This is a genomic window from Asanoa hainanensis (assembly GCF_900188485.1).
In the GTDB taxonomy this organism is placed as follows: Bacteria; Actinomycetota; Actinomycetes; order Mycobacteriales; family Micromonosporaceae; genus Asanoa; species Asanoa hainanensis.
Map to the genome: position 1 here is coordinate 58706 of NZ_FZPH01000003.1, position 21034 is coordinate 79739.

9 protein-coding genes and 1 pseudogene are annotated in these 21034 nt (G+C 72.5%); 2 read left to right on the top strand and 8 right to left on the bottom strand.

Features of this window, described 5'->3' with window-relative positions; translation table 11 throughout:
* Positions 1-11: 11 nt before the first annotated feature.
* Positions 12-2210, bottom strand: a complete 2199-nt coding sequence (locus CHC05_RS07840) for a heavy metal translocating P-type ATPase (RefSeq protein ID WP_089246294.1) — start codon at positions 2208-2210, stop codon at positions 12-14.
* 77 nt (positions 2211-2287) lie between these two features.
* On the opposite strand from CHC05_RS07840, the gene CHC05_RS07845 reads away from it, so the two are divergent.
* A complete protein-coding gene (locus tag CHC05_RS07845; RefSeq protein ID WP_144022517.1) occupies positions 2288-2728 on the top strand; it encodes a hypothetical protein in 441 nt (146 codons plus the stop codon).
* Between the two features lie 444 nt (positions 2729-3172).
* Here CHC05_RS07845 and CHC05_RS07855 read toward each other — a convergent pair whose 3' ends face one another.
* From CHC05_RS07855 to CHC05_RS07865, 3 genes are all read right to left on the bottom strand, one after another.
* Positions 3173-3724 carry a Panacea domain-containing protein gene (locus tag CHC05_RS07855; RefSeq protein ID WP_089246300.1) on the bottom strand — a complete coding sequence of 184 codons (552 nt, stop codon included), beginning with the start codon at positions 3722-3724 and terminating at the stop codon, positions 3173-3175.
* Positions 3725-3861: 137 nt separating this feature from the next.
* The gene (locus CHC05_RS07860; protein ID WP_089246302.1) at positions 3862-4701 is read right to left on the bottom strand and encodes a hypothetical protein; all 840 of its coding nucleotides are present in this window, start codon (positions 4699-4701) and stop codon (positions 3862-3864) included.
* Between the two features lie 201 nt (positions 4702-4902).
* The gene (locus CHC05_RS07865; protein ID WP_089246304.1) at positions 4903-6813 is read right to left on the bottom strand and encodes a penicillin-binding transpeptidase domain-containing protein; all 1911 of its coding nucleotides are present in this window, start codon (positions 6811-6813) and stop codon (positions 4903-4905) included.
* A gap of 172 nt (positions 6814-6985) precedes the next feature.
* On the opposite strand from CHC05_RS07865, the gene CHC05_RS07870 reads away from it, so the two are divergent.
* Positions 6986-11974 carry an NAD-glutamate dehydrogenase gene (locus CHC05_RS07870; protein WP_089246306.1) on the top strand — a complete coding sequence of 1663 codons (4989 nt, stop codon included), beginning with the start codon at positions 6986-6988 and terminating at the stop codon, positions 11972-11974.
* An 821-nt stretch (positions 11975-12795) separates the two neighbouring features.
* Here the strand turns inward: CHC05_RS07870 and CHC05_RS07875 are convergent.
* From CHC05_RS07875 to CHC05_RS07890, 4 genes and pseudogenes are all read right to left on the bottom strand, one after another.
* Positions 12796-13974: pseudogene (locus CHC05_RS07875) on the bottom strand (arginase family protein); the annotation flags it as partial.
* 13 nt (positions 13975-13987) lie between these two features.
* Positions 13988-14920 carry a tetratricopeptide repeat protein gene (locus CHC05_RS07880; protein ID WP_089246308.1) on the bottom strand — a complete coding sequence of 311 codons (933 nt, stop codon included), beginning with the start codon at positions 14918-14920 and terminating at the stop codon, positions 13988-13990.
* A gap of 6 nt (positions 14921-14926) precedes the next feature.
* Positions 14927-17938, bottom strand: coding sequence for an FtsX-like permease family protein (locus tag CHC05_RS07885; RefSeq protein ID WP_089246310.1), 3012 nt, complete (start codon positions 17936-17938; stop codon positions 14927-14929).
* Positions 17935-21033, bottom strand: coding sequence for an FtsX-like permease family protein (locus CHC05_RS07890; protein ID WP_089246312.1), 3099 nt, complete (start codon positions 21031-21033; stop codon positions 17935-17937). Before CHC05_RS07890 ends, CHC05_RS07885 begins: the two co-directional genes overlap by 4 nt.
* Between the last annotated feature and the right edge of the window lies 1 nt (position 21034).

A 21034-nucleotide genomic window follows, 5' to 3' on the forward strand; every position in this document is an offset into this window, starting at 1 on the left:
GACCTCCAGGGTCAGTGGAAGCGTCGTAGCCGAAGGCTGTTGGATACCACGAACACCGACGAGAGTGCCATGGCGGCACCCGCGATCATCGGATTGAGTAGTCCCGCCGCGGCCAACGGTAGCGCGCCGACGTTGTAGGCCAGCGCCCAGAACAGGTTCCCCTTGATGACCCGCAGCGTGCGCCGGGACAGCCGGATCGCGTCGGCGGCGGCGGTCAGGTCGTCGCGGACCAGGGTCAGGTCGGCGGCCTCGATCGCCACGTCCGTGCCGGCGCCCATCGCCAGCCCCAGGTCGGCCTGGGCCAGCGCGGCCGCGTCGTTGACGCCGTCGCCGACCATGGCGACCACGCGGCCCTCGTCCTGGAGCCGCTTGACCGTGTCGACCTTGTCGGCCGGCAGCACCTCGGCAATCACCTGGTCGATCCCGACGGCTTGGGCCACCTTGTGCGCGGCGGCGGCGTTGTCGCCCGTCAGCAGCACCGGCCGCAGGCCGAGCCGGCGTAGCTCCGCGACGGCCTCCCGACTGCTGGGCCGCACCTCGTCGGCGAGCACGAGGCGGCCGCGTACCCGCTGATCGATCGCGACGGTGACCACCGTGTGCCCGGTCTCGTTGTCGGCGGCGTCCGCGCCGGTGAACTCGGCCCGGCCCACCAGCACCTCGTGCCCCTCGACCATGCCGCGGACCCCACGACCGGGAGTCGCGCGGAAGTCTTCGACCGGCGGCAACGTCGGGCCGGCGGCCGCGACGATGGCGCGCCCGATCGGGTGCTCGGAGCCGGCCTCGACCGCGGCGGCGTACCGGAGCAGCTCTTCGGGGCCGTCCGTCTCGACCACCGCGAGCTTGCCGGTGGTCACGGTGCCGGTCTTGTCGAGGACGATCGTGTCGACCGTGCGGGTCGACTCCAGCACCTCGGGTCCCTTGATCAGGATGCCGCGCTGCGCCCCCCGCCCGGTGCCGACGAGCAATGCGGTCGGCGTGGCCAGCCCGAGCGCGCACGGGCAGGCGATGATCAGCACGGCGATGCCGGCTGTGAACGCGGCGGCCAGGCCCCCGCCGGTGCCCCACCAGTAGCCGAACGTGCCGGCGGCGAGCACCAGGACGATTGGGACAAACACCCCGGAGATCCGGTCGGCGAGCCGCTGGACCTCGGCCTTGCCGCTCTGCGCCTGGCTGACCAGCCGGGCGATGTGCGCGAGCTGGGTCTCGGCCCCGACCTTGGTGGCGGTGACGACCAGCCGCCCGTCGGCGTTGACCGTGCCGCCCGTGACGGGGTCGCCCGCTTTGACCTCGACCGGCACGGACTCGCCGGTGAGCAGGCTCTGGTCGATCGCCGAGGCTCCGGCTTCGATCACCCCGTCGGTGGCGATCTTCTCGCCGGGCCGGACGACGAAGCGGTCGCCCTTGCGCAGCTCCTTGATCGGGCGGGTGATCTCGTGGCCGTTCTCCAGGACCGTGACCTCTTTGGCGCCGAGGTCGGCGAGGGCCTTGAGCGCGGCACCGGCCCGCCGCTTGGCGCGCGCCTCGAAATAGCGCCCGGCCAGCACGAACACGGTCACGCCGGCGGCCACCTCGAGGTAGATGGCATCGCTGCCGCCACCGCGTTCGAGGGTGAGCGAGAAACCGTGCCGGACGCCGGGCTCACCGGCCATGCCGAAGAACAAGGCCCAGACCGACCACCCGAGCGCGGCCAGGGTGCCGATCGAGATCAACGTGTCCATGGTCGCGGCGCCGTGCCGCAGGTTGACCCACGCGGCCCGGTGGAAGGCGGCGCCACCCCAGACCACGACGGGCGCGGCGAGGGTGAGCGAGAGCCACTGCCAGTAGGTGAACTGCCAGGCCGGAACCATGGCCAGGACGATCACGGGTACGGCGAGCAGAGCGGAGACCAGAACCTTGTCGCGCAGCCCCCGGGTCTCGTCGCGCGGCTCGTCGTTGGTCGTGGCGACGTCGTCGAACGGGGCCGGGGCGGGCTCGGCGGTGTAGCCGGTCTTCCGGACGGTCTCGATCAGGTCGTCAACGGTGACATCCGGCGGCGCGGCCACGGTCGCGGTCTCGGTGGCGTAGTTGACGGAAGCCGTGACCCCCGTGAGCCGGTTGAGCTTCTTCTCGATCCGGCTGGCACAGGAAGCGCAGGTCATGCCCCCGATCGCCAGCTCGATCCGGTTCTCCACCACGCCCGCCACCTTACCCCCCGGAGGTATACGCACCATGCGAGCATACCCATGGGGGGTATGAAGTCAAGCCGGCCGGGCTCGCGGCGATTCCTGAATACGTTCAGAATTGAGTGGTGCGAGAAGTCCGGTGGAGCGAGCTGCAGCGCGACCCGCGGAGCGTGGCCGCCCTGGTCGACACAAGCGACGTCAGAATCCGGCGGCGCGATGGGGCGACGCTCCTGCTGACCCGCGAAGACCGCATGGACGGGGCAGCCGAAGGGGCCATCGCCGCCGCGCGCACGCTGCGCGGCGTCCTCGCCCAACTGGCGCCGGATCAGGCGCTGGAGGTGTTGAGCGAAGAGTTCCCGTGGCTGGCGCTGCTACCCGAGACCGACGCGACGCTGTTCGTCCGCGACTTTGGCAAGGCGGCCCAGATCTCGGCGGAGCTCGGCCAGTGGACGGTCCTGGCGCAGGCGCTGCGCGAGTGGAAAGCCACCGCCGCCGTCTACGCGAACCCCACCCTCGCAGACGACCTGACGCACCCGCTGAATGAACGTCCCGATCCCAAGACCTGACCTCCGCGCGCCCAACGGCACGCGACGCCCGCCATCGGGACGGGTTCCGCGTGCCGCCAGGCAAGGATCCGAAGGTGCCGGACGTGCTGGCTTCGACCCGGCCGGGCTCGCGCACCTGCTCGCGGGCGCTAGCCCGGCGCGCGGACGTGTGCCTAGATAGGCAGTCCGACGCGCCCGATGAGCATGCAGCGAACGACGCGCGTCCTCGTCAAGATCTCGTAAGCGACCGTAACCAGGGTTCCTTCGCCGTCCAATGTGTAGGGAATGCGGCCGAACCAGAGATTCGGGTGGTTGGTGTCTCGCAGCATGCCGGCGAATGGGTCCGCTCGCCGGTTGCCTATCCACTCGATCACTTTGATCTGGGTCTCAGTGTCAGGGCCGTCGCGTTTCACCCATGAGTCGAACATCTCCTCGAACCGAACCAAGATCTAGGCGCTCGGGGCATCAGGAGCCATCTGCGACTCGCGCACGCAGGCGTCCGAGGTCGTCCGGGCTGCCGCCTCCGGTGTCGCGTTCGACTGCTTCGCGCAACCACGCGCCCATCGCCGCCGAGTCAAAGGGCTGATCGACACCGTCGTCGGGAGCACCATCCGTGCTGAAGAATTCGGCCGGCCAATCGCGCCGGATCTTCACGCTCCCATTTGGACGGCGCGACGCGTTGGCGAGTCGCCACGGCGCCTCTTGATGGGTCATGTTGACCAGGTCGTTGGGAGTGAGCTGCCCGTAGCGAGATATCACGTAGCCGACGGTGTTCAACTCGGCCTCGCCCAGCTCATCACCCGGCGGGGCCGTCAGACCCTCCCGCTCGTCACTCCACAGCTTCGGGACGACCGGGCCGTTGTCCCTCGCGAACACGTCTTCGGCGAAGAGGGGCTCGCCGAATGTCGCCAAGTGATGACCTTGGGCGTAATACAGAAGCTTGTGCAGCTTCAGAACGCCGATCCCCGGGATGCGTTGGCGCAAGACAATGGCGACGTCGTGCGCGTGGGTGGTCATTTGCACAGGATAGGCCGCCTGTCCAGCATGAGCGGCCTGCTGACTTGAAGGGCGCGTCTTGTACATGCGTTCGATTGTCGCGGGTGGGTACGACAGGTTCGGCGGCCCTCACGCGGGCTCGCGGGAGAGGCGACGAACTACGTAGGCGGCGGGAACAGGGCACGCAGGGTCGGAGCGACTGCTGCGGCCAGGGTGCCGTCGTCGTCGACGTGCATGAGCAGGTTGACGACTCCCATCGCGCCGTGACCGGTCCGCGTCTGCACCGCCGCGGTCGCGATGTCAGGGCCGGCGAGGTCGGCGAGCAGCCGCCGCACCAGGACGCCCTCTCCCCAGAGTGCCTCGGCGGGAATCGGAAGCCGGCCCAGCCAGGACAGCAGGGCGGTTGCCCGCGCGTCCGGAGCGGGTTCGGCCGCGACGAGTAGCCGGCCGAACTCGGCGACCTGACCCTCGGACAGCTCGCCGCATTGTCGACCGGTCAGCGCGACCAGCGCGGGATGCAGCACGTCAGGAACCGCCCGCTCGGTCAGGTACCGCTGGCCGGCGACGCCGGCGGGCCGGAACTGTGGACTGCCCTCATAGAGGTTCAACAGCTCGGCCAACGGCGCCAGGAAGGAGGTCAGTTGACCGGGTACGCCCTGCTCGGCCAAGAACAGCTGGAGTCCCGTCGGGTCCACCGTAAGCAGGTCGTTGCGGAACCGCGACCGCTCCCAGCTCACTGAACCGTGGCTATGGAGCGCGGCGCTCGCGAGCACGTCACCTGCCTCGTCGAGGAGCACGATCGACGGGCCACCATGACAACGGCAGACGTCCCGGGTGAACCGACCCGTCGTCGTCAGAGCGCGCACCGCCTCGATCGACGCCGCACCCCGAAGCTCAGCCAGCACCGAACGATCGAGCAGGGGACCACCGTCGTCTCCGCCCTCGACGATCCGAACGGTGAGCGCGCGGGCCCAGACCCCGTCAAGCCATTCGATCACGCTCGAGCTCCTGCCGCGGTTGCCGACGCTGGCCTATTCTGCGGCGGTGCGTCCCACCATGTTCGCCCAGGTAGGTGGTGGATCGACCACGTCAGTCAGGTTGGCTGGATGATCACTCACCCCCGACAGCGACCTCATTGCCGAGCGAAGTCAACGACGAGATGCCTGGGCAGCTCCCGCTCTGGCGAGCGTGAACAGAGGTCAGTGCAGGGCGCGGATGAAGCGTTCCGCTGCCGGGACCGCTGTTGTTCCGCTGCCGCCGCCGTTCTCCACGAAGACCGCGAACGCGATGTCGCCCTGCCAGCCCACGAACCATGCGTGGGTGTGTGCCGGGTTGTCGTCGAACTCCGCCGTGCCTGTCTTGCCCGACACCGCGCCTCCCGGCACGTCCTTCAGGGCCGTTGCCGTGCCCGACGTGACCACCTGGCGCATCATCGACTTCAGCGGGCCCAGGGCCTCCGCCTTCAGAGCAGCACCGTCGCCGGCGGCGGGCTTGTCCGCCAGGATCTTCGGCGTAACCGCCGAGCCCTTCGCGACCGACGCCGTCGCCGACGCCATCGACAGGGGCGAGACCAGCGTCGTGCCTTGGCCGAAGGCCGCCGCCGCGCGTTCGGCCGCCGAGCCGCCGGTCGAGACCTTGCCGCTGAACGCGTCGACGCCCAGGTCCCACTTGGCTTCCAGGCCCAACGCCCGCCCGGCTAGAGCCAGGCCGTCGTCACCGAGGGAGGGCGCCAGGGACGCGAACGCCGTGTTGCACGACTTGGCGAAGTCCACCTGGAACGGGACCTTGCCCAGGGCGAAGTTCTCCGAGTTCTTGAACGACCGGCCGTCCACCGTGAAGGTCTTCGGGCAGTCGACCGACGTCGTCGCCGTCACTTTGCCGCTCGACAGCAGGCCGTAGCCGCTCACCATCTTGAACGTCGAGCCCGGCGGGACCTGCGCAGTGAACGCCAGGTTCTCACCGCTGCCGCCGTCGGGGCCGTTGGCCGCCGCGAGCACCGCGCCGTCGCTGACCCGCACCGCGACGAGCGCCGACCGTTGCCGCAACCCGGACAGAGCCGTGTCTGCCGCGTTCTGCACCGAGACGTCCAGCGTGGTCTTCACCGGCGTGCCGGCCTTCGCCTCCGACCTCCACAGCTCCTCGCCGTCGGTGACCTCGCCGTCCGGGCCCTTGTTGGCGATCACGACCGAGACGCCCGGCGTACCGCGAAGCTGCTTGTCCAACGCACCCTGGAGGCCGCCGTGGCCGACGAGGTCACCCTCCGCGACCTCGTCCGGCCGCTTGTCGATGTCTTCCTTGAGCGCCGGGTCGGCCGAGCCGAGCAGAGCGCGGGCGAACGCCCGGGTCGGCGCCAGGTCGCGCTTCTCCTCGCGGAACCGCGTGCCTTCCAGGGGCTGGATCTTGGACCGGATCTGCAGGTACGCGTCGCGCCGCAGCGTGACCACCTCGAGGAACTGCTCCGGGTCCTCGGCCGAGTTGATCTTCGCGGGCAGGTCCGACACGTCGATCTTGGGTAGCGCCGGCCGCACCGACTTGAACGCCGAGTCCAACGCCCGGGCGATGCCCGCGGGGTCGTCGACGCCGGCCGGCTCGACGCCGACCACCACCACGTCGCGGGGCTCCACGATCGGCTTGCCGGCGCCGTCCAGGATGCCGGCCCGTTCCGGCCGCTGGCGGCGCAGCGCGAGCTGGTCGCCGCTCTTGAGCTTGGCGTTGACGATCGCCGGCTCCCAGATCACCGACCAGACGTCGTCGCCGCCCTTGATCAGCCGGACCGTCGACGGGTAGGTCCAGTGGGTGCCGCCGGGCAGGGTCCAGTCGAGGTCGACGGCCGCGGTCGCGCTGCCCTCGACCTCCTTGGGCTCGCCTTCCCGCCGGACAACTGGCGGAGTCAGCTCCCCGGACAGCTCCTTGAGCGCCGCCTGGACCTCGGTGGCGGCGACCTTGGAGCCGGTCGGCTCGACGAACGCGATCTGGCTCAAGTCGCCGGACTTCCAGGCGGACAGGAAGCTGTCGACGGCGTCGTCGGGGCCAGGGTCGCTGGAACACCCGGCCAGCCCGGCCGCGACGAGCGCCAACCCGGCCAGCAGCGCAGCGGGACGTCTAGTCATGCCAGCAAATCCTTCCCCCGGGAACGTTACGGACCCTAGTACGCGTGGCAAAACAGGTATGAGCACCAGTACTCAGGAAGACCCGATCCGACGCGGAACCTTTACCGGGACCGCCGTACGCTGACGGGATTGGGCCCCACAACGTGGTGGGTTTCGAGAGGGAGTGGCACCGATGGACCGGCGTCCCACGCGTACGTCGCAGAGCACCGCCCGGACCCGCGGCGGTGCGCGCCGCCCAGGCCAGCCGGACGTGACTGAGGAATACGACACCGCGCTCGACGACGACGCCGTGTTGGTCGATCCCGTCGGGGCCGGCACCGCCACCGCGACCGCCGACGACGGCGACGAGAGCGAGCTCGACGAGCCGGTGCCCAACGCCGAGCGGCTGGTCGACGAGGCGGTCACCCTGGCCGGCCCGGGCAGTCCGGAAGCGGCGCTGGTGGCCCGATTCTGGCGGTTCGCCCCCGACGAGGAGCTGGTCGGCTACACCGCGCAGGAGATGGCCGACGCCGCCCGAAGCCATCGCGACCTGGCCGAGCAGCGGATGCCGGGGCAGCTCAAGCTGCGGATCACCGATCCGGTGGCCGACCTGCCACACACCGTGATCGAGATCGTCATCGACGACATGCCGTTCCTGGTCGGCTCGGTCACCGCGCTGCTCACCGGCCGGCACCTCGACGTGCACCTGCTGGTCCACCCGCTGGTCGTGGTCCGCCGCGAGCCCATGGGCAAGCTGGTCGAGGTCGCCGCCGAGGTCGAGCCCGACGACGCCATCGACGGTGACATCGTCGAGAGCTGGATGCGCGTCGAGATCGACGCGATCCGCGACGCCACCGAGCGTGAGCAGCTCGAACGCGAGCTGGTGCGGGTGCTGACCGACGTACGCGAGGCGGTCGAGGACTGGCCCAAGATGCGCCAGAAGGCCCTCTCGATGGCCGACGAGCTGGCCGCCAACCGCACCACCGACGCCCGCCCGCCGGTGCCGGAGAAGGACATCACCGACTCGGTCGAGCTGCTCCGCTGGCTGGCCCACGAGCACTTCACGTTCCTCGGCTACCGGGAATACCGCCTCACTCCGGGCGAGGACGGCGAGCAGCTCCTGGCCGCCGAGCTGGGCACCGGGCTCGGCATCCTGCGCCAGGACCAGACCACGCCGCTGGCGTTGAGTGCCCTGCCCCCCGAGGCGCGGGCCAAGGTGCTGGAGAAGCGGCTGCTGATCATCACCAAGGCCAACTCCCGGGCCACGGTGCAGCGCTCCGCGTATCTCGACTACATCGGTTTCAAGGTCTTCGACGACAAGGGCGAGGTGATCGGCGAGCGCCGGTTCCTGGGCCTGTTCTCCAGCGCCGCCTACCGCACCAGCGTGCGTGAGCTGCCGGTGGTGCGCCGCAAGGTCGCCGAGGTGTTCGACCGGTCCGGGCTGAGCCCCCGCAGCCACTCCGGCAAGGACCTGTTGCAGATCCTGGAGACGTACCCCCGCGACGAGCTCTTCCAGATCAAGACCGACGACCTGTACCGCGCGGTGATCGGCGTGCTGCGGATGGCCGGGCGGCGCCAGCTGCGGGTGTTCGTCCGCCGCGACGGCTACGGCCGGTTCATCTCGTGCCTGATCTATCTACCGCGGGACCGATTCACCACGCACAACCGGCTGCGCATGCAGGAGATCCTGCTGCGCCGGTTCAACGGTGTCGGGCTCGACTACACGACCCGGGTCACCGAGTCGCTGCTGGCCCGCGTGCACGTGGTCGTGCGGACCGACCCGACCAACCCGCCCGGCGCCGTCGACATCGACGCGCTGGCCGAGGAGCTCGCCGACGCAACTCGCCTCTGGGACGACGACTTCAACCTCATGCTCGGCCGCAAACTCGGTGACGAGCAGGGCAAACAGCTTTTCGCGCGGTACGCGGACGCGTTCCCGGACGGCTACAAGGAGGAGAACAGCCCGTACGAGGCGTTCAAGGACCTCGCCAAGCTCGAACTGCTGGAAGAGCCCGGCCAGCTCGAGATGCACCTGTTCCGGAAGAACCGCGACGACCTCGACGTGCGGTTCAAGGTCTTCCGGTACGGCGAGCCGATGGTGCTCTCCGCCGTGCTGCCGGTGCTGCACTCGCTGGGCGTGCGGGTCGCCGACGAGCGGCCGTACGAGGTCGAGCGCGCCGACGGCACCGTCTACCTCTACGACTTCGGCCTGGAGCTGCCCGACGGCCAGACCCTGCCCACCGCGGTCCGGCCGCACGTCGAGAACGCGTTCGCGGCGGCCTGGCGCGGCGAGGCCGAGGTCGACGGCTTCAACCAGCTCGTGCTGCTGGCCGGGCTGACCTGGCGGCAGGCGGTGATCCTGCGGGCGTACGCGAAGTACCTGCGCCAGGCGGGCACGGTCTTCTCGCAGGACTACATGGAGTCGACCTTCGTCGCGTACCCGGAGATCGCGACCCGGCTCGTCGAGCTGTTCGAGGTGCGCTTCTCGCCGCGCCTCGCGCTGACCGAGTCCGAGCGTGCCGAGCGCGCGGCGCTCCTGGTCGACGAGATCGGCAAGCGGCTCGACGACGTCAACAGCCTCGACCAGGACCGGATCCTGCGGTCCTACCTGACGCTGATCCAGGCGACGCTGCGCACCAGCTTCTTCCAGCGCGGCACCGACGGCCGGCCCAAGTCCTATGTGGCCTTCAAGCTCGACCCGCAGGCGGTCCCGGACCTGCCGGCGCCGCGCCCGAAGTTCGAGATCTTCGTGTACTCGCCGCGCTTCGAGGGCGTGCACCTGCGGTTCGGGCCGGTGGCCCGGGGCGGGCTGCGCTGGTCCGACCGGCGCGAGGACTTCCGCACCGAGGTGCTGGGCCTGGTCAAGGCGCAGATGGTGAAGAACGCCGTCATCGTCCCGGTCGGCGCCAAGGGTGGCTTCGTCCTGAAGCAGAAGCCGGGCGACCGCGACGAGGCGGTGACCTGCTACAACCTGTTCATCACGGCGCTGCTCGACGTCACCGACAACATCGTGGGCGGCGAGATTCGTCATCCGTCCGACGTCGTACGGCACGACGGCGACGACCCGTACCTGGTGGTGGCCGCCGACAAGGGCACCGCGACGTTCTCCGACTACGCCAACGCGATCTCGGTGGCGCAGGGGTTCTGGCTGGGCGACGCGTTCGCCTCCGGCGGATCCGCCGGCTACGACCACAAGAAGATGGGCATCACCGCCCGCGGCGCGTGGGAGTCGGTCAAGCGGCACTTCCGCGACCTGGGCACCGACATCCAGACCACCGAGTTCACCGTGGTGGGCGTCGGCGACATGTCCGGCGACGTGTTCGGCAACGGGATGCTGCTCTCGCCGCACATCCGGCTGGTGGCCGCGTTCGACCACCGGCACATCTTCCTCGATCCGGCGCCGGTGGCCGCGCCGTCCTACGCGGAACGGCGGCGGCTGTTCGACCTGCCGCGCTCGTCGTGGGCCGACTACGACACCTCGCTGATCTCGGCCGGTGGCGGGATCTTCGCCCGTACGCTCAAGTCGATCCCGATCTCCCCCCAGGTCCGGGAAGCGCTCGGGCTGGGCGAAGAGGTCGTCGCCATGTCCCCGTCGGACCTGCAGAAGGCGATCCTGCAGGCGCCCGTCGATTTGCTGTGGAACGGCGGCATCGGCACGTACGTCAAGGCCACCTCGGAGACCCACGTCGAGGTGGGCGACAAGTCCAACGACGCGATCCGGGTCAACGGCAAGCAGGTGCGCGCGCGGGTCGTCGGCGAGGGCGGCAACCTGGGCCTGACCCAGTTGGGCCGCATCGAGTACGCGGTCCGCGGCGGCCGGGTCTACACGGACTTCATCGACAACAGCGCGGGCGTCGACTGCTCCGACCACGAGGTCAACATCAAGATCCTGCTGGGCGGTGCCGTCGCCGACGGCGAGCTCACGGTGCCCGACCGCGACGCGCTGCTGGCCGAGATGACCGACGAGGTCGCCGACCTGGTGCTGGCCGACAACTACAGCCAGGCGACGGCGCTCGGCACCGCGATCGTCCAGGCCGAGTCGCTGCTGCCGGTGCACCGCCGGCTGATCACCGACATGGAGCGCTCGGGCCTGCTGGACCGTTCGTTGGAGGGCCTGCCGACCGACGAGGAGCTGGCGGCCCGCCCCGGCGGCCTGACCGCACCGGAGTTCGCGGTCCTGCTCGCGTACGTGAAGATCGACCTGGAGAACCAGGTGCTCGCGGACCCGCTGGTCGACGAGCCGTGGACCTTCGACGTGCTGTCGGGCTACTTCCCGACCCCGTTGCGCGCCGCGTACGCGGACCGGATGGCCGGCCACCGCCTGCGCCGCGAGATCGTCACCACGGTGCTGGTCAACGAGGTCGTCAACCGGGGCGGCACGTCCTTCGTCTACCGCGCGATGGAGGAGACCGGAGCCTCGGCCGCCGACGTGATCCGGGCGTACGTGGTGGCCCGCGAGATCTACGGCCTGCGCGGGCTCTGGGAGTCGGTGGAGGCACTCGACAACGCGGTGCCGACGTCTTCGCAGACGAAGGTGTATTTGGAGCTGCGCCGGTTGCTGGACCGGGCGGTCCGCTGGCTGGTCACCAACCGCCGCTCACCGCTGGACGTGACGGGCGAGATCGCCCGCTTCGCCGCGGTGTCGGACCTGCTGGGCGAGCTCGACACCAGGTTCGTCGGCGCGGAGCGCGAGTCGCTGCTGACGCACATGGAAGAGGTCGAGGCCCGCGGCATGCCGGCGAGCCTGGCCACCGCGGTGGCGCGGGTCATGTACGGCTTCGGCCTTATCGACGTGGTCGAAACGGCCCGGGTCACCGCCCGCGCGCCGGGCGATGTCGCGCAGGTCTACTTCGTCCTGAGCGACCGCCTGCGCGTCGACGCGCTGCTGTCGAAGATCTCGCTGCTGCCGCGCGAGGACCGCTGGCAGACGTTGGCCCGGATGGCGTTGCGCTACGACCTGTACGCGGCCCTGGCCGCGCTAACGGCGGGCATCCTGCAGTCCACACCGGACGGATCACCGGTCGAGGAACGAGTGGAGGCGTGGGAAGCGGCCAACGCGACTGCGGTCGGCCGAGCCCAAAGAGCGATCAACGAGTTCGGCGAATCGAACGCGGACCTGGCCGCCCTGTCGGTCCTACTGCGCCAGATCCGCCAACTGGTCCGCCAGTCCTCCGCGAACTGACGTCGAGTCGGGGCAACCGCGACCCGCGCGTGCCCCACTCGTCGTCGCCGGATCTCGACCAAGAACTCACGCGCCGGGACGATCCCGGCCGAGGGGCCAGGCCAGCTTCCGACGCAAAACGAGGCGCTCCGGGGACAGAGCCCTAGCCGCGGCCGGTGCCCCGACCCTGCGTGCACTGTTCCCGCCGCCTGAGATGTCGTCGGTCTAACCCGTGGCATCTCCCGGGAGCGCACATGTTTGGCATGTACGTACGTGCGAGAACACGTCGGCTCTCACAGAGAGACGACCGAGACTTGGCGAGACGCGGGGCGCGCCGGTCAGGCTTCGTCCACGACCGGCGGTTCGTCGGGCGCCGCGCCGGACCGGCGCAGACCGCCGGGGCGCGCATCGTCGTCACCGTTGTCGGGCGAAGCGTTGCGGCGGAGGCCGCCTGGGCGGGGATCCAGCGGTTCCGCGTCACCTGCGTCCGGCTCGACCCGGCGGCGCAGGCCGCCCGGCCGCGCGACGCCGTCGCCGTCGTCGCCCGGAGACTGGCGGCGTAGGCCGCCTGGGCGGACGTCGGTCGCGATCGCTTCGCCGTCCGTGGCACGGCGGAGGCGGCCTGGGCCCGCGGTGTCGCCGCCGAGTGGGGCCGCGAGGATGTCGGCCGCTGAGCGGCGCTTGCGGCCCGGTTCGGCATCGCCGGAGATGACGTCGAAGGCCGAGCGGCGTTGGCGGCCGATCGTGGGCTTCTTGCGCTCGGTGGTTGCGCTGTCCGCGGGCGGCTGCGGCTCGACCTCGGCCGCCGCGACCTCCGCCGGCACCTCGGCCTCAGCGACGGCCGGTTCCGGCGTGACGGCCTTCGCGGGCGGTTCGGCCTTCGCAGGCGGTTCGGCCTTCGCGGGCGGTTCGGCCTTCGCAGCCGTGACCGCGGGCGGCGGCGTGACCGCCACCTCCGGCGTGAGAGCCGGCGCCGGCTCCACCGCGGGCTCCGCTGGGGTTTCGGGTTCGTCCGGGACTGCGGTCAGTGGCGGGCGGAAGCGGTCCGCGTCCGGAGCCGGACGGCGGCGCTGGGTGAAGGCGAGCGGTGACCGCGTCGACGCCGAAGCGGCCGCGCGAATTGGCGCCAGCCCGGCCACCAGCGAGCTGACGATCTCGGCCGCGTACGTGCCGTCCGGGTCGTAGTCAGGATCAAAGACGGTGAGCTCGATGCCCAGGCAGTGTGGCGTGTCCACCAGGCCCGCGATCAGCAGCTCGAGCTCCGTGAAGGCGATCCCACCCGGGTCCGGCGCGTCGACCGCCGGCATCACCGCCGGGTCCAGGACGTCGACGTCGACGTGCACCCAGTAGCCGGCGCAGTCGGCCAGCTGGTCGCGGGCCCATTGCGCCGAGCGGGCCGCGCCCTCGGCGCGTAGGGCCGGGACCGGGCGGGTCAGGATGCCGGCGGCCTGGAGATCCAGTCTGTACTCGTCCTGGGCTCGGATGCCCAGCACCACCACGTCGATGTCGCGGAAGTACGGTCTTCGACCTTCGATGGCGGCCAGGTCAGCTTGGCCGCGGCCCGTCGCCAGGGCCAGGTCCTCGCCGGCGGCGGCTCCGACGTACGACGCGTTGCCGGGGTGGCGGAAGTCCGAATGGCCGTCGACGAAGACGAGGCCGATCCGGCCGCCGACCGCCTCGCCCAGGCGGTGCATGGCCAGGGCCGAGCCGAGCAGGATGGAGCAGTCGCCACCTAGAACAACCGGGAACTCGTCGGCGTCGATGATCGCGCCGATGCGGCCCGCGAGGGCCACCGAGTACGCGGCGATCGCGTCGGCGTGGCACACCCCGTCGCCGGGGCGCCAGTCGCCCGGGTCGTACCGCGGTGGCGTGAGACAGCCCGCGTCGCGAGCCACCAGCCGGCCCAGCAGGCCGTGGTCGCGGAGAGCGCCGGGCGCCTTGGCGCAGCCCGGAGTGGACGTCGGCGTGGGCGGTCGCAGGCCCAGGTTCGACGGCGCGTCCAGGAGTGCGATCCGGCGCACGGCGCTCACCGGCTCAGAACAGCGCGCTGGCCAGGGCCCGGCGGGCCGCGGAGACCGCCGGGTCGTCTGGTCCGGCGATCGTGAACAACGTCACCAGATGCTTGCGGACCGTCTCCTTGTCGTCGCCGACGCTGCGTCGGACCAGGTCGACCAGTCTCTTGTAGGCACGTTCGGCCTCGCCGCCGAGCACCTCGACGTCGGCCGCGAGCAGCTGCGCCGGAATGTCGTCCGGGGCGGCGGAAAGGGCAGCGGCCGCGTCGACGCCCTGCACCCGGCGGAACAGGCCGACCTGGGCCAGCCCGGCCTCGGCGGCCGCGTCGGCCGGCGCCTCGAACAGGATCTTCTTGTACGCCGCCTCGGCCGCGTCCAGGTCGCCGACCATCAGCGCGTCGTCGGCGGACTCGAGCCGCGGGTCGGCCGGCGTCTCGACCTCGACGCCGCCGGCCTTGAGCACCGCGCCGATCCACTGGCGGAGCTGAGCCTCGGGCACGACGCCGGAGAACGCGTCGACGGGCTGGCCACCGACGACCGCGAAGACCATCGGGATGCCCTGCACCCGGAACATCTGCGCCAGCCGCTGGTTGGCGTCAACATCGATCTTGGCGAGCACCCAGGCGCCGCCGCCCTCGGCCGCCAGCTTCTCCAGGACCGGGGAGAGCTGCTTGCACGGCTCGCACCACTCGGCCCAGAAGTCGATCACCACGGGGGTCGTCATCGAACGTTCGAGGACCTCGGTCTGGAAGGTCGCCTCGGTCACCTCGATCACGGCCGCGTTGCCGCCACCGGAGGGTGAGAACGCGGGCTGCCCAGCCGGGGGGCCGGCCGGCCCGCCCGCATCAGCACCGGAGGCACCGGCCGCCGGGGACGGTGATCCGGACGGCCGCAGTGCGCCGAGATCGACCGCACCGCGGGTGAAGATCGACGGAGAGGTCCGTGGTTCGCTCATGGTTACCTAGTCTCGCACGCGCAGCGCGCGACGCAGACCGACCGCCACCGTGGTGAACAGCAGGGCCGCCGCGACCGCCGGCAGGGCGATAGCGATGGGCCTGGGCCAGTTCGGCGCCGCGAGCGCGAAGTCATCATCGACGAAATACGGGACATACTGGCCGACCACCGCCCAGGCGATGACGGCCGCCACCAAACCGGTGACCACGGCCGCGACGGCGACCGGCAGATAGGCCCAGAGCACCCAGCTCCCGCCGGCACGCGCCGCGAGTCCCTGCCGTCGCAGGGCGACCATGTCGTCGAGGACGCGCCGGCGGTCGACGGCCGCCATCAGCCACATGCCGCACGCGGCGAGCAGCACCGCGACCCCACCGGCCAGCAGGTGGAACCAGACCGCGAGCGCCGGCCCGCGCTCGTCGAGCCGGTCGGCGGCCGCCGTCATCGAGTCGCGGCCGATCACCACGAGCCCCTGCGCGGCCAGGCGCTGCTCGATGTCCGGCGGGGCCGCCGGTCCGAGCCAGACCTCGGCGGTGTCCAGGTCGGTGTTGCCGGTCGCGAGTCGCTCGGCGTAGCCGAGGTCCATCAGCAGCCCCGTGCCGATCCGGGGCAGCGCCCGGCCCTCCGCGACCGCGTGGACGGCCACCACGTTGCCGTCGACACCCTCGGCCTCTCCCGACTTCGGCGGCGGTCCGCCGCTGAGCACGGGCACGTCGGTGGGTGTGCCGGCCGGCATCAGCACGGTCGGCCGGGGCTGGATGACCGCTCCGGGCACGACCACGTGCACGCCGCCGTCCTCCGCGGTCACCTTCACGTCGTCGCCGGCCCGCCACGCGTCGGTCGTGAAGGCGGGCACCACATCGGTGAACGGCTGCGACCGGTCGGCGCGGGCGGCCAGCGAGACGACCGACAGCTCGGCCACCTCACCGCCGGCCGCCTCGTAGATCGCTTCGATCCCGGTCAGGACGCAGCCGTCGACACAGGCCTGGCTGGCCAGCTCCCAGGTGTGCCGGCCGGGCTCGATCTTGGCGCTGCCGGCCCGCACCGGCGCCCCGCCGGCCACCGGACGCAGCAACGCGGTCAGTCGCAACTCGGTGCCGGCCTTCTCCGGCGCGGCCAGGTCGACCGTCAGCGCGAGCTCCGCGCCCTTGACCACGATCGGTTCCTCGGCCGGCGGGCGCAGCGCGGCCGCGACCTCGGCGGGCGATCGGTCGCCGTACTCGGGCCGCCAGAACGCCACCTCGGGCAGTGCGGCGGTGTCGGCGAAGAGCACCTGCGGCCCGTCGACCACGGACCGGGTGCCGACCGCCATCGCGAACCGGCCGTCCGGGTCGACGGCCCGCACGGCCGCCCGCAGTGTGCCCGAGTCGGTCGGCGGCACCCGCAGGGTGCGGACGGCGCCGGTCTCCACGGCGGCCCGGTCCGCGCGCGCTCGGTCGGCCACGTCGACCGCGGTGGTGGCGAAGCCGAGCACCGCGACCGCGACCGCGAGCAGCACGAACAGTCGTTGGCTCCCGGGCCGGCGGGCGACCTGGAGCGCGCCGAGGGCGAGCCCGAGCTTGCCGCGCTGGACCGCGCGGCGGCCGAGCCGGGCCGCGAGCGGCACCAGCAGCCGGCCGGCGAGCACCGCGATGGCCAGCCCGATCAGCCCCGGCACCAGCAGGCCGAGCCCGAGCAACTGCCCGTCGAACGCGCGCAGCTGCACGGCGGCCAGCACGGCCAGGACGACCGCGCCCGCGTCGATCGCGATCGTCTGCCAGGCGGCGCCGCGCGGCGGCACCCGGCGCAGCAGGTCGACCACCGGGCTGGCCAGGTCGCGGCGCAGCGCGAGCAGGCCGACCAGCACCGCACCGGCGACCGCGACCAGGGCGGCGGTGAGCGCACCGGGTGCCGGCGCGAGGTCGAAGACCGGGATCGGGCCGAACCGCGCGTCGGCGACGGCCCGGGTGGCCAGCGTGCCGGCCAGGTAGCCCAGCGGGGCGCCGACCGCGATCGCGATCACGCTCTCGCCGGCGGCGAGCCAGAACCGGCCGACCCGGGGTGCTCCGCGCAGCGCGATCAACGCCTGTTCGTGCCGGCGGGCGGCGGTCGCGCCGGCCACCGCGACGAAGATGACCAGCCAACACAGGCCGATCAGCGGCAGCCCGGCCAGCGGCACCAGCTCGCGGGTCAGCTCGTCGGAACGGCGTACCCGGTCGAAGAGCTTGGGCAGCTCGTCGGTGAGCGAGGCGAAGCGGGCCGTCTCGTCGTCGGAGCCCAGGTCCTCGCTCAGGTTGTCGAGGGCCGCGGACAGCGCGGGCAGGTGGTCGGCGTCGAACGCGCCCGGGCCGGGGATGGCCTCGATGCGCCGGTTGTCGGAGTCGTGCTCGAGCCCGTCGACCGTCGGGCGCCCGGCGAACAGCGGCTCCGCGGAGGCGTCCGGCGCGGTGGGCGAGAAATAGCCGCTGCGCCCCCAGTACGGCTCGGCCGGGTCGAGTGGCCGGTAGACACCGACGACGGTGGTCGGCGCAGGCCGCCCGGCGATGACCCAGGCGCGGCTGACGTCGTCGTAGCGGGCCCAGCTCAACATGGTCGATCCGCCGGGCGTGACGCCCAGCCGGCGGGCGGTGGCCTCGCCGACCACGACCTCACCGGCCGACATGAGGCAGCGCCCGGCGACGATCCGCACGTGGTCGCAGACGCCGTCGCGGAAGGTGAGCCAGGAGATCTCGCCCGGCGTGCTGTCCAGGCCGAGGACCGGCAGCACCGCGGTCAGCACGGTGTCGAATCGCGGCAGGTCGGCCAGGTCGTTGGCCAGCGCGTCGAACCGGTCCCGCTGGGTGCTGTCGATCGGGGCGCTGACCGACACCGTGCGCTCGGCCGGCGGGGTGTTGGCCACCTCGGCGACCGCCGCGGCCCGGTCGACGGCGGCCGTGTAGACCGGGCCGGCCACCGCCGCCGCCGTGGCCAGCGCGCTGAGCAACACCACCAGCGCCGCCTGCACCCGGCGGGCGGTGAGCATGAGGGTCACCAGGGCGATCACGCGGACTCCTCGTCGACCGCGCGGACGAGCAGCGTCGCGGCCGCCGCGCCGGCCGTGCCGACGATCAGCACCGCGCCGAGCAGGGCCAGGCCGAGCGGGACGAACTGCGGGCCGACGGCGACGGGCAGCACGTCCCAGCCGTCGACGAAGAGCGGGATCGGCCGGCGGGTGACCGCCTGGGCCAGCGCGCTCGCGCCGATGCCGAGCGCGATCGCCGCCAGGGCGAGCCCGCCGTAGCCACCCCAGGCGACCCGGCTGACCACCCGGGGCGGCAGGCCCTGTGCGCGCAGCGCGGCGAACTCGGCCGCCCGCTCGGGCCGTTCGACCGCGGCCACCACGATGAACGCGCCCGCGGTGAGCAGCAGCCCGGCGAGGGCGGCCACGAGCTGGAAGCGCAGCGCCGCCGGTGGCGCCTCGCGGCCGAACCGGTCGGTCAGGGCGGCGGACGTCTCGTCGGAGATCACCGTCACCCCGCCGGCGCGCAGCTTGTCGACGATGTCCGGTGCGGCGTCGGCGGTCAGCCACACCTGCGGCACGTCGCCGGTGCCGGGGTTCTGGGCGATCCGGTCCGCGTACTCCAGGTCCATCAGGTAGCCGAAGCGGCCGGCGGTGGGCAGCGTGCCGACGACGCCGACCCGGCGGATCGGCACGTCCTCGCCGCCGAAGACGGGCAGCCGCGGGTCACCGGCCGCGGGCGGCGGCGCGTTGTCGGTGGTGACCACCGGCAGCGGCGCGGGCGCGTCGACGGCGTACACCCGGGTGGCCCGGTCGGCCTCGCGCGCGGCGCGGACCGCGGTGATGGTGAGGGCGCCGTCGGCCATGGTCAGGTTGGGGCCGACGGTGTCGGCGCCGACGCCGGCCCGCCAGCGCGAAACGTCGGCGAGCGTGGCTGGCGGCAGCACCGGCCCCGCCGCGCCCGCGAGCCCGAAGACGGTGACCGTCGTGCCCGGCTCGGGCACGACCGAGCGCCCGACGAAGTTGCGGGTCACCGGCTCCAGGCCGACCACGCGGCAGCCGGCGCCACAGCCGGTCAGCGACGCGGTGTAGGACGAACGCGGGCCGCTGACCGGGCCGAACCGCGCGGTGAGCTGGTCGCCGGACGCGTTCTCCAGATGTAGCAGGACGAACAGGGGATCGGTCACCGCGGAACCGCCCGCGGCTCCGCCGGTGTCGCCGGGGCCGAGCGGGGCCAGCGGCGCCGGCAGCAGCTTGGCCTCCACGTCGAGGGTCACCTCGCCGTCCTTGGTGGACAGTGGGGCGGGCGCGGCCGGGTGGAGGAGCTCGGGCAGCGGCGGGCTCCCGTACAAAGGCTGCCAGTCGGCGACCGCCGCGAAGCGCGCGGAGTCGACCGCGAGCAGCACCGTCGCGGGTCCGTTGGCGCCGCGGACGACCGCCATCGCCTGCCGGCCGCCCGGGTCGGCGGCGCGCACGGCGGCGACGAGCTGGGCACGGCTGCGGGCCTGGACGGTGAGCACCCGGTCGGCGCCGAGCTCGTGCCGGGCCCGCTCGACCCGAGCGTCGCTGGCCGCGGTCCACCCGCCGACCGCGGTGCCGAGCAGCGCGACCGCGATGACCAGCAGGGCGAAGACGCGGTGGGTGCCCGGCCGCCGGGCGAGCTGGGTGGCGCCGAGCGCGACCGGGACCCGCCCGGACCGCAGCGCGCGCCGCCCGACCCGGCCGGCCAGCGGGGTGAGCAGCCGCGCGGCCGCGAGCGCGACGAGGACCGCGACCAGCGCGGGCGCGAGCAGCGCGAGGCCGGTGGTGTCGTCGCGGTCGACCGAGGCCGAGGTCGCGTAGCTCTGGTAGAGGCCGGCCGCGGCGACCAGCACGATGACCAGGTCGACCACCTCGGCCCGCCAGCCACGACGCCGCGACGGCACGTGCCGGAGCAGGTCGGTGACCGGCGCACGCATGCCGCTCGCGTCGGCGGCGACCGCCGCCAGCACGGCACCGAACAGGGCCGCCAGGGCGGCGATGCCGGAGAGCATCGCGGCCGAGCCGGTGTCCTTGACATCACCGGCGACCAGCCGGGCCACGCCGAGCCCGGCGGCGGCACCGACCAGGGCGCCGAACAGCATCGGCACCGCGCTCTGCGCGATCGCGAGGTGCCAGAGCCGCCACCGCTTGGCGCCGCGCAGCTTCAGCAGGCCGATGTCGGGCCGGCGCTGCTCGGCGGTGTGCCGGACCGCGAAGAACAACCCGAACCAGCAGAGCACCAGCAGTTGTACGGCGGCCACCCCGACCCCGAGCCCGACGAGGTCGCGTTCGCGGTCGATCCGGTTCGCCAGCGTCACGGCGTCGGTCGTGACCCGCCAGGCACCGTTGTCGCGGCCGACCGGCGCGAGGTCGGCGCGCAGCCCGGCCAGGTCGTCCAGGAACATGCCGGGCGGGACCCGCAGGTGGTAGTCGGCCAGGATCTCCTTGATCGGCAGTGCCGCGACGGTGTCGGAGCTGACGAAGGCCGGGTCGCCGGGACCGTCCGCGCCGGGGTCGAGCGCGGCCGAGCCGCCGAAGTCGGTCAGCGCCCAGTACTGGCCGAGCGGATCCGCGAGCTGGTACGTGCCGGCGACGGTGAACGCGACCGGTGGCTGCGAGGACAGCACGAAGTCGACCTTGTCGCCGGCCTTCACCTGGAGCGCCTGCGCGGTGCGCCGGCTGAGCAGCACCTCACCGGCGGCGCGCGGGCAACTGCCCTCGATCTCCAGGTGCTCGCACATGTCGTCGCGGTAGGCCACCCGCAGGCCGATCCGGGCCAGCTCCGAGACGATCGCGCCGGTCTCGCGGAGGGAGACGGTGCTCTCGGCGCCGGGCACGTCGACCAGCGCGCCGGCCTGTTCCTCGACCTCGGCGACCACGTCGGCGCCCGGGCGCACGCTGCCGCCAGCGGCGATCGAGCCCTCGACCCGGCCGGACACCCGCACCACGAGCTCGCTGGACCGGGCACCGTCGACATCGGCCACCGCGACCGAGCGTTCCGCGGCCCGGACGTACCAGGGCGCGGCGGCGGCGACGGCCACGGCGAGGCCGGTGAGCACCAGCACCGTCGCGGCCTGGGCGCGGCGCGCCCGCAGCGCGCCCCGTACGACTCCGAACATC

Bases quoted from the DNA above. Each gene is read 5' to 3' on its own strand.
- CHC05_RS07840 (WP_089246294.1), bottom strand. From the start codon at position 2,210: ATGGTGCGTATACCTCCGGGGGGTAAGGTGGCGGGCGTGGTGGAGAAC.
- CHC05_RS07855 (WP_089246300.1), bottom strand. From the start codon at position 3,724: ATGACCACCCACGCGCACGACGTCGCCATTGTCTTGCGCCAACGCATC.
- CHC05_RS07865 (WP_089246304.1), bottom strand. From the start codon at position 6,813: ATGACTAGACGTCCCGCTGCGCTGCTGGCCGGGTTGGCGCTCGTCGCG.
- CHC05_RS07870 (WP_089246306.1), top strand. From the start codon at position 6,986: ATGGACCGGCGTCCCACGCGTACGTCGCAGAGCACCGCCCGGACCCGC.
- CHC05_RS07880 (WP_089246308.1), bottom strand. From the start codon at position 14,920: ATGAGCGAACCACGGACCTCTCCGTCGATCTTCACCCGCGGTGCGGTC.
- CHC05_RS07890 (WP_089246312.1), bottom strand. From the start codon at position 21,033: ATGTTCGGAGTCGTACGGGGCGCGCTGCGGGCGCGCCGCGCCCAGGCC.